12 protein-coding genes are annotated in these 15,016 nt (G+C 63.8%); 6 read left to right on the forward strand and 6 right to left on the reverse strand.

Annotated features, from left to right (window positions below; all coding sequences use genetic code 11):
* Nucleotides 1-451: 451 nt before the first annotated feature.
* The gene (locus HV766_RS19125; RefSeq protein WP_054451087.1) at nucleotides 452-835 is read left to right on the forward strand and encodes an H-NS histone family protein; all 384 of its coding nucleotides are present in this window, start codon (nucleotides 452-454) and stop codon (nucleotides 833-835) included.
* Nucleotides 836-923: 88 nt separating this feature from the next.
* Here HV766_RS19125 and HV766_RS19130 read toward each other — a convergent pair whose 3' ends face one another.
* Entirely contained in the window at nucleotides 924-1,562 is a 639-nt protein-coding gene (locus HV766_RS19130) for a DUF4136 domain-containing protein (protein WP_082400691.1), read from the reverse strand.
* Between the two features lie 148 nt (nucleotides 1,563-1,710).
* Here HV766_RS19130 and pepN point away from each other — a divergent pair, with 148 nt between their 5' ends.
* Together pepN and HV766_RS19140 are read left to right on the forward strand one after the other, a co-directional pair.
* Entirely contained in the window at nucleotides 1,711-4,416 is a 2,706-nt protein-coding gene (pepN, locus tag HV766_RS19135) for an aminopeptidase N (RefSeq protein ID WP_175163229.1), read from the forward strand.
* Between the two features lie 9 nt (nucleotides 4,417-4,425).
* Nucleotides 4,426-5,448, forward strand: a complete 1,023-nt coding sequence (locus tag HV766_RS19140) for a class 1 fructose-bisphosphatase (RefSeq protein WP_054451085.1) — start codon at nucleotides 4,426-4,428, stop codon at nucleotides 5,446-5,448.
* A gap of 87 nt (nucleotides 5,449-5,535) precedes the next feature.
* On the opposite strand, the gene HV766_RS19145 is transcribed toward HV766_RS19140, so the two are convergent.
* The 4 genes from HV766_RS19145 to alaC form a co-directional block, all read right to left on the reverse strand.
* Nucleotides 5,536-5,757, reverse strand: a complete 222-nt coding sequence (locus tag HV766_RS19145; RefSeq protein WP_054451084.1) for a YgdI/YgdR family lipoprotein — start codon at nucleotides 5,755-5,757, stop codon at nucleotides 5,536-5,538.
* A gap of 179 nt (nucleotides 5,758-5,936) precedes the next feature.
* A complete protein-coding gene (thrC, locus tag HV766_RS19150; protein WP_119450532.1) occupies nucleotides 5,937-7,346 on the reverse strand; it encodes a threonine synthase in 1,410 nt (469 codons plus the stop codon).
* Entirely contained in the window at nucleotides 7,343-8,647 is a 1,305-nt protein-coding gene (locus tag HV766_RS19155; RefSeq protein WP_175181723.1) for a homoserine dehydrogenase, read from the reverse strand. Before HV766_RS19155 ends, thrC begins: the two co-directional genes overlap by 4 nt.
* Before the next feature lie 172 nt (nucleotides 8,648-8,819).
* On the reverse strand, nucleotides 8,820-10,007 hold the full coding sequence (alaC, locus tag HV766_RS19160; RefSeq protein ID WP_054451081.1) for an alanine transaminase: 1,188 nt from the start codon (nucleotides 10,005-10,007) through the stop codon (nucleotides 8,820-8,822).
* Between the two features lie 529 nt (nucleotides 10,008-10,536).
* Between alaC and HV766_RS19165 the strand changes: the two genes are divergently transcribed.
* The 3 genes from HV766_RS19165 (at nucleotide 10,537) to HV766_RS19175 (ending at nucleotide 13,221) form a co-directional block, all read left to right on the forward strand.
* Nucleotides 10,537-10,998 carry an Mth938-like domain-containing protein gene (locus tag HV766_RS19165; RefSeq protein WP_054451080.1) on the forward strand — a complete coding sequence of 154 codons (462 nt, stop codon included), beginning with the start codon at nucleotides 10,537-10,539 and terminating at the stop codon, nucleotides 10,996-10,998.
* Nucleotides 10,995-11,459, forward strand: a complete 465-nt coding sequence (locus tag HV766_RS19170) for a peroxiredoxin (RefSeq protein WP_054451079.1) — start codon at nucleotides 10,995-10,997, stop codon at nucleotides 11,457-11,459. The genes HV766_RS19165 and HV766_RS19170 overlap by 4 nt, the downstream gene beginning before the upstream one ends.
* A 61-nt stretch (nucleotides 11,460-11,520) precedes the next feature.
* Nucleotides 11,521-13,221 carry a PhoH family protein gene (locus HV766_RS19175; protein WP_054451078.1) on the forward strand — a complete coding sequence of 567 codons (1,701 nt, stop codon included), beginning with the start codon at nucleotides 11,521-11,523 and terminating at the stop codon, nucleotides 13,219-13,221.
* Between the two features lie 146 nt (nucleotides 13,222-13,367).
* Here HV766_RS19175 and HV766_RS19180 read toward each other — a convergent pair whose 3' ends face one another.
* Nucleotides 13,368-14,789 carry a carbohydrate porin gene (locus HV766_RS19180; protein WP_125470877.1) on the reverse strand — a complete coding sequence of 474 codons (1,422 nt, stop codon included), beginning with the start codon at nucleotides 14,787-14,789 and terminating at the stop codon, nucleotides 13,368-13,370.
* Nucleotides 14,790-15,016: the final 227 nt, after the last annotated feature.

Genomic DNA, 15,016 nt, shown 5'->3' on the forward strand with positions numbered 1-15,016 from the left:
TCGCAGGGCTCGCAGCGCGAGGACCCCATCTGATCAGGTTGGACCAATATCAGACTGCTAGACAATTCATTCGTTCCCGCCATCACGTCATCAGACTTCTGGGAACGCCTCGCACACCGCTTGCTCGAGGCAGGCGCCAAGCCTGGAAGCCCCGCATTTGCGCGCTTTGCGAGACAAATCGGGCAGATGCAAGGGCACGCGCGGCTATTCGTCCGCCTCGTGAACCAATACCCCTATTGTTTCAAGTTGTCCCAAATTCGAGAATATCCTTCCCAATACTTGGCTCGTCGCGGGCACTCGCGCGCCTGAAAACGGTATCGGACTCTTTTGATACAAAGTAATTGCTTCAGAAACCAGGAAGTCAAGCCGTAACTTCTGTATTATGCGAGGCACAACAATTACACAATAACTTCGCCGGCGATTACAGCAGTTCCATAATCAGGAATAAACCATGGCCCGAGAATCCTACGCAGCACTGCAAGCAAAGATCGAAAAGGAAATCAACAAGCTACAAAAGAAGGCTGAAGTCCTGCAAACCAAGCGTCGCAAGCCCGTGATCACGCAGATCATCACGTCGATGCGCGAGTACGACATCACGCCTGAAGAAATCGTCGCAGCCTATGGCGCCGGCAAACCCGCCCGCGCCGCCACCGGCGGCCGCCGCAAGGCTGGCGCCGCTGCCCGTCCGGCCAACGCCGCCAAACGCGCCGTTGCGCCCAAGTACCGCCATCCTCAAACAGGGGAAACGTGGAGCGGCCGTGGCAAGGCTCCCCGCTGGCTCGCCGCGGAAGAAGCCGCAGGCGCGACCCGCGACAGTTTTCTTATCAAAGAATAAGAACCTATTCGCCAGTAAGAAAAAAATCGGCGCACCATTTTGGTGCGCCGATTTTATTTAAAGGCGGGACCGAAAAGCCACGCCGATTTCATTGCACGGGGAAGCGGATTTCGCGTTCCGCGCCATTATTCCCGGGAAAATTATCAAATATTGCGCGCACCAGGTACGGCATGGTACGCAGGAAATCGTCGCGCTCGCTCAATATGAAAGCGCTGGAACGGTATACCTCGGCGCCGCTGCGCTGCGTGTCGTAGATATGCAGGGTGAGGGTATTGCGCTGCACGACCATGGGCACGTCCACCCAGTCCGGCCCCCAGTAGCCATATCCCGCTCCCCACGGACGCGGACCGTAGAAACCTCCGTAGCCGTAGCCGCCGTAGAAATATGGGTCGTACGGACGCTGCACCATTATCTGGGTCTGCGAGGTGCCGTAGTTGAACGACACGTCGAAACGACCCTTGGCGCCAGGCCTGGCCTCGACCAGGCCGGTTGCGCCTATGCCGGCCCGCACCATGTCCTGATAGGACTGATATTCGAGATTATTGTTTTGCGAGGCGTCGGCGGCAATGAACTGGTAGGTTTGCCCCTCCACGCCTGCGGGCCATTGCTGAAAGGAAGTGACCCGCGCGGAAACCGTGGGCGCGGCACAACCCGTCAGGGCAAACGCCCCCGCCACGGCCAGCAGACCGGCCCAGCGGCGCATATTGAACATGGACAACCTCGACATTTGACACCCCTCTGGCGCGCGACGGCGCCATGATACTGACTTTGACTCAGACCGCTACAAAAAGTTTACGGTACGCCAAACGGCCCAGGTCGGCGCGTCTTGCCCAGCCACTACAATAGAACCCTCGTTCATACAGGACTGCAATCCCATGCGCACAGACACGCCCGTAACCGTATATCGCAAGGATTACCAGCCCTACCCCTACGACATTCCCGAAGTCGCCCTCGCCTTCGACCTCGCGCCGGACGCGACCGAAGTGCGCTGCACGATGCAAGTGCAACGCAAGGCCGGGGCCAGCGCCGACGCCGCCCTGATCCTGGACGGCGAAGACCTGGAACTCGTCTCGGTAGGCGTGAATGGCACGGCCCTGCCCGCCGACAGTTACCGCCTTTCCGAACACAGCCTGGCCCTTTACGGCCTGCCCCCCGCCGCCACGGTGGAAATCGTCAGCCGATGCAAACCGTCGGCCAATTCCACGCTGATGGGCCTGTACGTCTCGGGCGGCAACTTCTTCACCCAATGCGAAGCCGAAGGTTTTCGCCGCATCACCTGGTTCGCCGACCGGCCCGACGTGATGTCGCGCTACCGCGTGACCTTGCGCGCCCAGCCCGAGTATCCGGTGCTGCTGTCCAACGGCAACCTGCTGGCCACGCGCCAGTTGCCCGACGGCCGCAACGAAGTCGAATGGGAAGATCCCTTCCCCAAGCCCTGCTACCTGTTCGCGCTGGTGGCAGGCAAGCTCACCCACCGCGAAACCACCGTGAAGACGTCCAGCGGCCGCGACGTGCTGCTGCAGGTCTACAGCGACCCGGGCTCGGAATCCAAGACCGAATGGGCGCTGGATTCGCTGGTGCGCGCGCTGCGCTGGGACGAAAGCCGCTTCGGCCTGGAGCTGGACCTGGACCGTTTCATGATCGTGGCCGTCCATGACTTCAACATGGGCGCGATGGAAAACAAGGGCTTGAACATCTTCAACGCCGCCTACGTGCTGGCGGATGCGGATACGGCCACGGACGCCAACTATGAAGGCATCGAATCCGTCATCGGACACGAGTACTTCCACAACTGGACCGGCAACCGCGTCACCTGCCGCGACTGGTTCCAGCTGAGCCTGAAGGAAGGCCTGACCGTCTTTCGCGACCAGGAATTCAGCGCCGACATGATGGCCCACGGCATGGATGCCGCCGAGGCCGCGAGCGCCCGCGCGGTCAAGCGCATCGACGACGTTGTGGCGTTGCGCGCCGCCCAGTTTCCGGAAGACGCCGGTCCCATGGCCCATCCGATCCGGCCTGAAAGTTACCAGGAGATCGGCAACTTCTACACGGCCACCGTGTACGAAAAAGGCGCCGAAGTCATCCGCATGCAGCACACTCTGCTGGGCGAGGAAGGCTTTCGCGCCGGCATGGACGAGTACTTCCGCCGCCATGACGGCCAGGCCGTGACCTGCGACGACTTCGTCGCCGCCATGGAATCCGTCTACGTGCGCCAGCATCCGGACCGCGACCTGTCCGTGTTCCGCCGCTGGTACCGCCAGGCCGGCACGCCGCGCGTGACCGTCAAGCTCGACCACGACGCCGCCGCGCGCCGCTGCACCGTGACGCTCACCCAGGAATGCCCGCCGGTCGGCGTGGAGAAGAAGGCCGGCGCCGACTACGTCAAGGCCCCCTTCCACATCCCGTTCGCCATCGGCTTGCTGGACCGCGACGGCCGCGCGCTGCCGCTGCGCCATGCTGGCGCGGTCCTGGACACCGCGCTGCTGGAACTGACGCAGCAAAGCCAGCAATGGGTATTCGAGGATATCGCCGAGCGTCCCGTGCCGTCGCTATTGCGCGACTTCTCGGCCCCGGTCATCGTGGACTACGACTGGACCAACGAAGAACTGGCCCTGCTGTCGGCGCACGACGGCAATCCCTTCGCGCGTTGGGAGGCCGGCCAGGAATTCGCCACCCGCCAGATCCTGGCGCTGGCCGAGGCCCGCCAGGCCGGCAAGACCCTGCATGCCGACGCCGCCTTCATCGAGACCTGGCGCGCGTTGCTGACCGATCCGGCGCTGGACGCCGCCTATCGCGCCCGCGCCCTGGCCCTGCCGTCCGAAAAGACCCTGGCAGAACGCATGCAGCAGGTGGACCCGCCGGCCCTCGCGGTCGCGCGCGACTTCCTGCGCGCCGAACTGGGACGCCAGTTGTCCGCCGAATTCCGCCAGGCATTCGACGACAACCAGACCCCGGGCGAATACAGTCCGGCGCCGGTTCCGGCCGGCAGGCGCGCCTTGAAGAACCTGGCGCTCAGCCACCTGATGGCGGCGGGCGAACCGGATGCCCAGCGCCTGGCCGAGCAGCAGTACGAGAAGGCCGGCAACATGACCGACAGCATGGCGGCGCTGTCCGCGCTGATCAATTTCGGCCAGGGCGACTTCCCGCACAAGGCGCTTGCCGCTTTCTACGACAAATGGCGCGACAACGCCCTGGTGGTGGACAAGTGGTTCGCCCTGCAGGCTGCGGCCCGCTCGACCACCGTGCAGACCGCGCGCGAGCTGATGCAGCACCCCGCGTTCACCTTGCGCAACCCGAACCGCGCGCGCTCGCTGATCTTCCAGTTCTGCCTGAACAACGCCCGCGGCATGCATCACCCCGATGGCACCGGCTACGCCTTCTGGGCCGAGCAGGTGCTGGCGCTGGATGCCCTCAACCCCGAGATTGCCGCCCGCCTGGCGCGCGCGCTGGACAACTGGGCACGCTTCGTGCCCGCCCTGCGCACGCCTATGCAGGCCGCCCTGCAGCGGGTGCGCGCACAGGAAGGCCTGTCGCGCAATGTGCAGGAAATCGTATCCAAGGCTTTAGAATTCGCAGCATAGGAGGTTCCTTTGAAACGTAAAACACTGACCCAATACCTGGTGGAGCAGCAGCGCTCCGCCCAAGCCCTCGCGCCGGAAGTGCGGCTGCTCATCGAAGTGGTCGCGCGCGCCTGCAAGGCCATCAGCCATGCGGTGAGCAAGGGCGCGCTCGGCGGCGTCCTCGGCAGCCTGGAAAGCGAGAATGTCCAGGGCGAAGTGCAGAAGAAGCTGGACGTGCTGTCCAACGAAATCCTGCTCGAAGCCAATGAATGGGGCGGCCATCTGGCGGCCATGGCCTCGGAAGAGATGGAAACCATCCATCTGATTCCGAACCGCTACCCCAAGGGCGAATACCTGCTGCTGTTCGATCCCCTGGACGGCTCTTCGAACATCGACGTCAACGTCTCCATCGGGACCATCTTCTCGGTGCTGCACGCCCCGCATGACGTGTCGGGCGCGCCGGTGTGCGAGCAGGACTTCCTGCAACCGGGCGACAAGCAGGTCGTGGCCGGCTATGCCGTCTATGGTCCGCAGACGATGCTGGTGCTGACCATCGGCAATGGCGTGGTGGGCTTCACGCTGGACCGCGAAATGGGCTCGTGGGTGCTGACGCACGAGAACATCCGCGTGCCGGAGGACACCAAGGAGTTCGCCATCAACATGTCGAACATGCGCCACTGGGCTGCCCCGGTCAAGCGCTACGTCGACGATTGCCTGGCCGGCACGACCGGTCCGCTGGGCAAGGACTACAACATGCGCTGGATCGCCTCCATGGTGGCCGACGTGCATCGCATCCTGACCCGCGGCGGCATCTTCATGTACCCGTGGGATGCCCGCGAACCTGGCAAGGCCGGCAAGCTGCGCCTGATGTACGAAGCCAACCCCATGAGCTTCCTGGTCGAACAGGCCGGCGGCGCCGCGATCAACGGCACGCAGCGCATCATGGAGATCCAGCCTGACAAGCTGCACCAGCGCGTCAGCGTGATCCTGGGCTCGAAGAACGAAGTCGACCGCGTCGGCCGCTACCACGCCGAAGACGCAGCCAAGCAGTAACGCTGCGGGCGCCCTGCGCCAACGAAAAAGCCCCGGCGCCTTGAGCGGCCGGGGCTTTTTGCATGGACAAGCATATCGGAACGGCGGTCACTTCACCTGTTCGATCGACTTCACGTCGTCCTTGTTGATCTGGACCTTCTTGCCGTCCTTGTCGTATTCGTACATGCCCGAATCCTTGTCGTACTCGGGCTTGTCCGGCGTCACGGTCGAGCTGCCATCCCGCTGCTGAATGACCGACGGAGACGAGCATCCCGCCAGCACTCCGAATCCGGTCACGGCCAGGGCGAGCGTCATGGTCTTCAGTTTCATGGGCGTGTTCTCCGAAAGTGAATCGTGAATTCACTGTATCTGACACTGTCCCCGCATTCGTGACGGGTTGTGGTCAAAATGCATGCGAAGGTAAAGCCGCAGACCCGCCAAAATGAAAGAAACCCCTCGAAGGCCCGGCCTGCGAGGGGTTGCACACGCATACAAGACGCAAGCGGCCTTTACACCTTGGCGTTCGCCTCGATGAAACGGCGCACGGCGCCCGCATCGCAATCCATGAGTTCGACGCGCTGCGGCAAGGATTCAAGATCGGCCAGGTTGCCCGGCGGCGTGGCCGGACGGCCCAGGGCCTCTTCAATGGTTTCCGAGAACTTCGCCGGCAAGGCGGTTTCCAGGACCAGCATGGGCACGCCGGGCTCGACGAATTCACGCGCGACCTTGACGCCATCGGCGGTGTGCGGATCGATCAGCACGCCGGTTTCGTCGTAGACCGAACGGATCGTCGCGAGGCGGTCTTCGTGCGTGCTTGCGCCCGACACGAAGCCATAGCGTTCCTCGAACTGCGGCTTCAGGGCGGACAGATCGAAAGACCCGTCGCGCGCCATGCCGGCCCACAGTTCCTTGACGCGCGCCGCGTCGCGGCCGACCAGGTCGAACACGAAGCGCTCGAAATTCGACGCGCGCGAAATGTCCATGGACGGGCTGGAGGTGGCGTAGGTCTGCTCGGCGGGCCGCGGACGATAGACGCCCGTGCGGAAGAACTCTTCCAGCACGTTGTTTTCGTTCGTGGCCAGCACCAGGCGGCGGATCGGCAGGCCCATGCTGCGCGCGATGTGGCCGGACAGGATGTTGCCGAAATTGCCCGAGGGCACCGCGAACGAAACCTGCTCGCCGGCCTTGCTGGTGGCGCGCAGCCAGCCGTGGAAGTAGTACACCACCTGGGCGGCGATGCGCGCCCAGTTGATGGAGTTGACCGCACCCAGGCGGTACTTGCTCTTGAACTCGAGATCGCCGGCCAGGGCCTTGACGATGTCCTGGGCTTCGTCGAACACGCCGCGCACGGCGATGTTGTGGATGTTCTCGTCCTGCAGCGAATACATCTGCGCGCGCTGGAAGGCGCTCATGCGGCCGTGGGGCGACAGCATGAACACCGCCACGCCCTTCTTGCCGCGCAAGGCGTACTCCGCCGCCGAACCCGTGTCGCCGGAGGTGGCGCCCACGATGTTCAGGGTGGTGCCGCGCTTGGCCAGCACGTATTCGAAGACCTGGCCCAGGAACTGCATGGCCATGTCCTTGAAGGCCAGCGTCGGCCCTTCGGACAGGCCCAGCAGCGACAGGCCGCCGTCCAGCGGACGCAGCGGGACGATGTCCTCGCTGTTGAAGGTCTGCTGGTTGTAGGCCGCGCGCGTCAAGCGGCGCAGGTCGTCGGCCGGAATGTCGGTGGCGAACAGCGACAGCACTTCGAACGCCAGGTCGGCATACGGCAGGCCGCGCCAGGACTCCAGCGTTTCCGCCGAAACCTGGGGCAGTTGCTCCGGCACGGCCAAGCCGCCGTCCGGCGCCAGGCCTTCCAGCAGGATGTCCGAGAACTGCAGCGGCGTCATGCCGCCGCGGGTGGAGATGTATTTCATAGCAAATTTTCCACGCGCAGGCGCGTCACTTTCGAGCGCACGAACGGCAGGGCTTCGATGCGCTCGATCGCCTGATTGACGTTGCCTTCAACCGCTTCATGCGTCAGGAAGATGATGTCGGCGCCGCCGATGTGCGACGGCTGCTGGATCATCGAACCGATGGAGATGGAACGGTCGGCCAGGATGCGGGCGATGTCGGCCAGCACGCCCGGCTGGTCGTCCACGCGCAGGCGCAGGTAGTACGAGGTGCTGACATCTTCGATCGGCAGGATCGGCGTATCGGACATGGCGTCCGGCTGGAACGCCAGGTGCGGCACGCGGTTGCCCGGATCGGCGGTGTGCAGGCGGGTCACGTCGACCAGGTCGGCCACCACGGCCGAGGCGGTGGGCTCTTCGCCCGCGCCCTGACCGTAGTACAGCGTGGGGCCGACGGCGTCGCCCTTGACCAGCACGGCGTTCATCGCGCCTTCGACGTTGGCCAGCAGGCGCTCGGCCGGCACCAGCGCGGGATGCACGCGCAGTTCGATGCCGTCCGGACGGCGCTTGGTGACGCCCAGCAGCTTGATGCGGTAGCCCAGGCGTTCGGCATGCTCGATGTCCTCGGCGGCCAGCTGCGAAATGCCTTCGATGTAGGCGCGGTCGAACTGGACCGGCACGCCGAAGGCCAGCGACGCCAGCAGGGTCAGCTTGTGCGCCGCGTCCACGCCTTCCACGTCGAACGTGGGGTCGGCTTCGGCGTAGCCCAGGCGTTGCGCCTCGGCCAGCACGTCGGCGAACGGCAGGCCGCGCGTACGCATTTCGGACAGGATGAAGTTGGTGGTGCCGTTGATGATGCCGGCCACCCACTGGATGCGGTTGGCGGTCAGGCCTTCGCGGATCGCCTTGATGATGGGGATGCCGCCCGCGACGGCGGCTTCGAAGGTCACCATCACGCCGCGTTCATGGGCTGCAGCGAAGATCTCGTTGCCGTGCTTGGCCAGCAGCGCCTTGTTGGCGGTCACGACGTGCTTGCCGTTGGCGATGGCTTCCAGCACCAGCTCGCGCGCCAGCGTGTCGCCGCCGATCAGTTCGACCACGATGTCGATTTCAGGATCGCGCACCAGCGCGCGCACATCGGTGTCGACCAGGATCGCGTCGCCCACGCGCGCACGCGCCTTGGCCACGTCGCGCACGGCGGCGCGGGTCACTTCAATGCGGCGGCCGGCGCGGCGCGCAATCTCTTCGGCATTGCGCGACAGCACCGCCCAGGTGCCTCCGCCAACCACGCCCAGGCCGAGCAGGCCGACTTTCATGGGTTTCATCGCGGCGCCGTCTGCGGGCGGGCGTTGAGGGGAATTCATTTTCGGTTCTCCATAACTGCTGTACGAAAGACTCCACACTTGGCAGCGCCACGCGGGGCCGCGCGGAGCCGGCTTTGCCGGTCCGCTGCGGCGCCCCCTTGAGGGGGAAGCGCGCAGCGCTTCGGGGGTGGGCCTAGCGCAGCAATCCGTCCTTGCGGAACATGTCTTTGATGCCTCGCACCGCTTGCCGGGTGCGCTGCTCGTTTTCGATCAAAGCGAAGCGCACGTATTCGTCGCCATACTCGCCAAAGCCGATCCCGGGGGACACGGCCACCTTCGCATCCGACAGGACGCGCTTGGCAAATTCCAAAGAGCCCATCGCCCTGTAGGGTTCGGGGATCTGCGCCCAGATGTACATGGACGCCTTGGGAATTTCCACATTCCAACCTGCTTCATGCAAGCCGCGCACGAGCACGTCGCGGCGGCTTTGATACTGCGCCACGATTTCGTTCACGCAGTCCTGCGGACCATCCAGGGCGGCAATGGACGCCACCTGGATCGGCGTGAACGTGCCGTAGTCGTGATAGCTCTTGATGCGCGCGAGCGCGTTGACCAGCTCGCGGTTGCCGACCATGTAGCCGATGCGCCAGCCCGCCATGTTGTAGCTCTTGCTCATCGTGAAGAACTCGACGGCGACATCGCGCGCGCCGGGCACTTGCATGATGGACGGCGCCACGTAGCCATCGAAGGTGATGTCGGCGTAGGCCAGGTCATGCACGACCAGGATGTCGTGCTCCTTGGCCAGCGCCACCACGCGTTCGAAGAACGACAGGTCCACGCATTGCGCGGTCGGGTTGCTGGGGAAGCCCAGCACCATCATCTTGGGCTTCGGAATGGACTCGCGCACGGCGCGCTCCAGTTCCTCGAAAAAGTCCACGCCCGGCGTCATGCGCACGGAACGGATATTGGCGCCGGCGATGACCGCGCCGTAGATATGGATCGGATAGCTGGGGTTCGGCACCAGCACGGTGTCGCCGCGGTCCAGCGTGGCCAGCATCAGGTGGGCCAGGCCTTCCTTCGAACCGATGGTGACGATGGCTTCGGAATCCGGATCGAACTCGACCGCATAGCGGCGCTGGTACCAGTCACAGATCGCCTTGCGCAGGCGCGGAATGCCCTTGGACACGGAATAGCCGTGCGTGGTCGGGCGCGTCGTCGCTTCCACCATCTTGTCGACGATGTGCTTGGGAGTCGCGCCGTCCGGATTGCCCATCGACATGTCGATGATGTCTTCGCCACGCCTACGCGCCGCCATCTTGAGCTCGCCGGTAATGTTGAAAACGTACGGGGGCAGACGCTCGATGCGGGAGAACTTCCTCATGATGGGAATCCTTAGGGGGCGATAAAAAGGGCGAAAAAACCAGGGCGCGAATGCGCGAAGGGGAAAAGGGTCCGAAACGCTGCGCCGGCAAGGGATTGCAGTGCAGCAAAACCCTGTAATCTAGCGCAAGGAGGGCTGTGCGGCAAATGGGGAAAAAAAGGGGCCGATTTCAGGGTCCGCCCGAGGGAAATCGCGTGGCAAAGAAGCCCTGTTTTGCCGCCGGGCCGCCCCAAGGCAAAACGCCCCCTCGGGGGGCAGCAAGCGAGCGCAGCGAGTGCGGCGTGGGGGCCTCGTTTCTCCGCCGGGCCGCCCCAAGGCAAAACACCCCCTCGGGGGGCAGCAAGCGAGCGCAGCGAGTGCGGCGTGGGGGCCTCGGTTCTCCGCCGGGCCGCCCCAAGGCAAAACGCGCCCCCTCTTGGGGGCAGCAAGCGGGCGCAGCGAGTGCGGCGTAGGGGTCTCTCTCGTGGATACCCTGCAACATGGCGTCATCCCGATGCGCTATTATCGGGCCATATAGCCGGAGTTTTTATTGAAGCTGCATACCGATCCTGCGACGGCCGCTCTGAATACCGTCACCGCCTATGGCGATGGCTATATCGAGGTCAACCAGGTACGTTTTTCCTCCTCGGTCGCGTTCGGCCCCGAAGGCGAAGTGACCCACTGGCCTGTTGAGTCGCCGGCCGACATCACCCCCACCCTCTTGCGCCAGGCGGCCGGATTGTCCGAGCCCGTCCGCGACCCCATGGACTTTCTGGACGAACCGGAAGCCAGCCCCAGCCGTCCCGCGAATGCGCCGGAAGTGCTGCTGGTGGGCACGGGCGCGCGCCAGCAGTTCCTGCGCCCCGACGTGCTGCGCCCCCTGCTGGCGGCCGGCATCGGCGTCGAGATCATGGACACGCACGCCGCCTCGCGCACCTACAACATCCTGATGGCGGAGGGCCGGCGCGTGGTCGTGGCCCTCATCCCCCCCAACGGAGAATCCCAGAAATGACGCCGACCATAGGCAAACCCGCCCCGCTGTTCACCGCCGAAAGCACCATAGGTCCGATCAGCCTGGAGCAATGCCAGGGCCGCGCCGTGATCCTGTATTTCTATCCCAAGGACAACACGCCTGGCTGCACCACCGAAAGCCAGGATTTCCGCGACCTGCACGCCGAATTCCTGGCGGCCAGCGCGGTGGTCATCGGCATCTCGCGCGATTCATTGAAATCGCACGAGAACTTCAAGGCCAAGTACGAGCTTCCCTTCCCTCTCATCTCCGACGCCGACGAAACCGTCTGCAATCTGTTCGGCGTCATCAAGCAGAAGAACATGTACGGCAAGCAGGTGCGCGGCATCGAGCGCAGCACCTTCCTGATCGATGCCTATGGCGTGCTGGTGCAGGAGTGGCGCGGGGTGAAGGTCCCGGGCCACGCCAAGGAAGTCCTGCAAGCAGCGAAGAGCATCGGTTAGCCGTCAGCACAGGTTTTACCCGTCAGGCGCTATAGCCGGCCCACACTGGAGAGTGACAAATATGCCGCTTCCGAAGTTGCCCACCCGTCCCGCAGCCATCCTGACCTTCCCCTCGGGCGAATCCGCCCGGGCGCAGGCCCGCAGCACCAAGACCGCCGCTGCGCGGTCCAGTACCCAGGCAGTCCTCGCCGAGGACAACGAAGACGAGCTCCTCGTCCAGCCCGAACTTGAAGGCCTGGCCGCACCGGCCCGCAAGGCGCAGATCCCCGCGCCCGCCCGCCAGGTGCCGCCGCCGGCGCCAGCCGCTCCCGCTGCGCGCGCCGAAACGCGCCGCGCCAAGCCGGCGCCAGCCAAGCGCACCAAAGCCCGCGCCCAGAACGAACCGCGCAAGCTGTTCGTGCTGGACACCAACGTGCTGCTGCACGATCCCAGTTCCCTGTTCCGCTTCGAAGAGCACGACATCTTCCTGCCGATGATGACGCTCGAAGAGCTGGACCATCAGAAGAAGGGCATGTCGGAAGTGGCGCGCAACGCGCGCCAGGTCAGCCGTTCGCTGGACGCGCTGGTGCAGGACGCGACCCAGCTGGACGAAGGCCTGGAGCTGACCAAGCTGGGCAACAAGGACGCCACCGGCCGCCTGATGTTCCAGACGACCGCGATCCACAGCACGCTGCCGTCCGACCTGCCCATGGGCAAGGCCGACAACCAGATCCTGGGCGTCGTGCGCGCCCTGCAGGAAAAGTACCCGCAGCGCGAAGTCGTGCTGGTGTCCAAGGACATCAACATGCGCCTGAAGGCGCGCGCGCTGGGCATGGCCGCTGAAGACTACTTCAACGACCATGTCATGGAGGACTCGGACCTGATGTACTCGGGCGTGATGCAGCTGCCCGAGGACTTCTGGAACAAGCACGGCAAGGACGTGGAATCCTGGCAACAGGGCGGCACCACCTTCTACCGCATCCATGGCCCGCTGTGCTCGCAGTTCGTGGTCAACCAGTTCGTCTACTTCGAAGGCCAGATGCCGCTGTACGCGCAGGTGCGCGAGGTCAGCGGCAAGATGGCGGTGCTGGCCACGCTGCGCGACTACACCCACGGCAAGAACAACGTCTGGGGCATCACCGCGCGCAACCGCGAGCAGAACTTCGCCATGAACCTGCTGATGAATCCGGAGTGCGACTTCGTGTCGCTGCTGGGTCAGGCGGGCACGGGCAAGACGCTGCTGGCGCTGGCCGCGGGCATCACCCAGGTGCTGGAAACCAAGCGCTACACCGAAATCATCATGACCCGCGTCACGGTGCCGGTCGGGGAAGACATCGGTTTCCTGCCGGGTACGGAAGAAGAGAAGATGCTGCCCTGGATGGGCGCCCTGGAAGACAACCTGGACGTCCTGAACATGGGTGAAGGCGAAGGCAACGGGGACTGGGGGCGCGCCGCCACCATGGATCTGATCCGTTCGCGCATCAAGGTCAAGTCCCTGAACTTCATGCGCGGCCGCACCTTCCTGAACAAGTACCTGATCATCGACGAGGCGCAGAACCTGACGCCCAAGCAGATGAAGACGCTGGTCACGCGCGCGGGCCCGGGCACCAAGGTGATTTGCCTGGGCAACATTGCCCAGATCGATACGCCCTACCTGACCGAAGGCAGTTCCGGCCTGACCTTCGTGGTCGACCGCTTCAAGGGCTGGCCGCATTCGGGGCACGTCACCCTGCAGCGCGGCGAGCGTTCGCGCCTGGCCGACTATGCTGGAGATGTGCTGTAGGCCTCGCCCCCATGGGCCTCCTGCCGCAGGCGACCAGCGCAGGCTTGGCCCAAGGAATGAACGCCCGATGAATCTCATCGGGCGTTTTTTTTGGCAGTCCCCATATAGGTAAAGATGGCCATGGGGCGGAAAGGAAGAATGCCCCCTTACATGAACATGTTGAACCCCACCAGAAAATTCAAGGCATTGTTGTCCACGGGCACGAATGACGGGGATCGGATGTAGCTGAGTCCCGTGCTCAGATAGACGCCGGGATAGAGGCGCGCCATGTAGGACACCATGGCCGCACTGCTCGAGTTGGCCGTGTCCACGCCCCGCTTGCCGAACGCGTCCTTCGCGGTATCGCTGAAATCCGACCAGGTGACCGTGGCGGATAGCATGTCATAGGGTCGCGATGGAAACGTCCCTATCGTATATAGCCTGGCCTCCACGAACTTGGTGTACAGATTCTGATCCGCGGGAGCAAGGTGCAAGGAAAGGCCGGCGTACCATCCCTGCGCAGACGAGGAGTTGGGCGTCAGCCGCGAAATCTGCTGGTCTCCCGCGGCATAGAGCGCGTAGTTGTTCGAGCTGCGCTGGCGGGAATCGAACCTGGCGTAGTCGGACGTATTGAAAATCCCCCCGATCCGAAACCATCTCGAAGGGTTGTCGGGACTTGCTTGCTGCTTCACTCCGGTTTCGTTGATCGCCAACCACCCGCTTCCCGGCGTTTTCCACTTCAGCCCATGCTGATGTTCCGACTCTTCGGCCTCTGCTCCATAGGGGCTTATGCTGCGCTGAATTCCGGTCTTGTTGTAGAAGCCGCCAGAGCCGTTGTAGGTCACGTTTACGCCCGGGGTGGCGAAAGGCAGGCGTGACAGGCCGACCTGAAAGGGAATGATGGCATTCATCCCTTGCGCGCCGACCGCCAACGAACCGCCAACGTACAAGCCCACGAACTCCAGGGCATTGCTGAGATAGCCTGCCTTCAACTCCCACTGACGGTTGTTGAATGTGGTGAAGTACGCCAGCCGGCTCAGCGCAATGTCCGCCGAAGGCCCCTTCGGCGCCCAGCTCGCGTGCCCCGTCATGGCGCTGAAAATCAATTGGCTTTGATCGTTTCCGTGCTGACCCAGGTCATAAGTCAGGACAAGCTGCTGTGTCTCCGCGACGGTGGGAACCTGGCCGTTGTACGACTGCTTGCGATGCGTCCTCGGGTTTCCGCCTTTGAGGTCGTAAGCCGCGGAGTTCAAGCTGACTATCTGAAAACCTATCCCGTGCCGCGCCAGGTCGGAACGAAATCCGCCGGCATCCCGCAGCACTGTGTCTCGAATCGACGGAATCCGGACCAGCGCGCCCTGCTCCATCAGGCGCTCAAGAGACGCAAAATCAGACGCAGGCGGCGGCGCGGATTCCGCGACCGAGGCCTCGGATGAGGGCCGTAGCTGAGCGACGGTTCCGCGCTCGAGCCCCGTTCGGGATTCAGAGGCATTGCAGTCCCATGCAATCGCCCCCATGGCGGTAAAGATCGACACGATCGAGTGCGCCGGCACTTTGACCTGGCGCGAATTGATGATCTGGTTTGGCACGCGGCCTCCTTCAATCCCGGATTTCTCGCTTGTTCTCTGAAAAATCTGGATTGTTTAGACATAACAATCGGGCATGTACGCATAGGTCATGGTCGATGCAAGAATTCAAGGAGGGGAGGCATCCCGATAGCGCGTCCGCAGCCGTCTCGATAGCCCGGCCCGGATGCTCCAGGCTTGGGGCCAATTGAGATATTTCATGCCGACCGGTGTCGAAAGTTGATCACTGG

The sequence above is a fragment of the Achromobacter aegrifaciens genome (assembly GCF_902859735.1).
Lineage (GTDB): Bacteria > Pseudomonadota > Gammaproteobacteria > Burkholderiales > Burkholderiaceae_B > Achromobacter > Achromobacter aegrifaciens.

Bases quoted from the DNA above. Each gene is read 5' to 3' on its own strand.
- HV766_RS19125 (WP_054451087.1), top strand. From the start codon at position 452: ATGGCCCGAGAATCCTACGCAGCACTGCAAGCAAAGATCGAAAAGGAA.
- HV766_RS19130 (WP_082400691.1), bottom strand. From the start codon at position 1,562: ATGTCGAGGTTGTCCATGTTCAATATGCGCCGCTGGGCCGGTCTGCTG.
- pepN (WP_175163229.1), top strand. From the start codon at position 1,711: ATGCGCACAGACACGCCCGTAACCGTATATCGCAAGGATTACCAGCCC.
- HV766_RS19145 (WP_054451084.1), bottom strand. From the start codon at position 5,757: ATGAAACTGAAGACCATGACGCTCGCCCTGGCCGTGACCGGATTCGGA.
- thrC (WP_119450532.1), bottom strand. From the start codon at position 7,346: ATGAAATACATCTCCACCCGCGGCGGCATGACGCCGCTGCAGTTCTCG.
- HV766_RS19155 (WP_175181723.1), bottom strand. From the start codon at position 8,647: ATGAAACCCATGAAAGTCGGCCTGCTCGGCCTGGGCGTGGTTGGCGGA.
- alaC (WP_054451081.1), bottom strand. From the start codon at position 10,007: ATGAGGAAGTTCTCCCGCATCGAGCGTCTGCCCCCGTACGTTTTCAAC.
- HV766_RS19170 (WP_054451079.1), top strand. From the start codon at position 10,995: ATGACGCCGACCATAGGCAAACCCGCCCCGCTGTTCACCGCCGAAAGC.
- HV766_RS19175 (WP_054451078.1), top strand. From the start codon at position 11,521: ATGCCGCTTCCGAAGTTGCCCACCCGTCCCGCAGCCATCCTGACCTTC.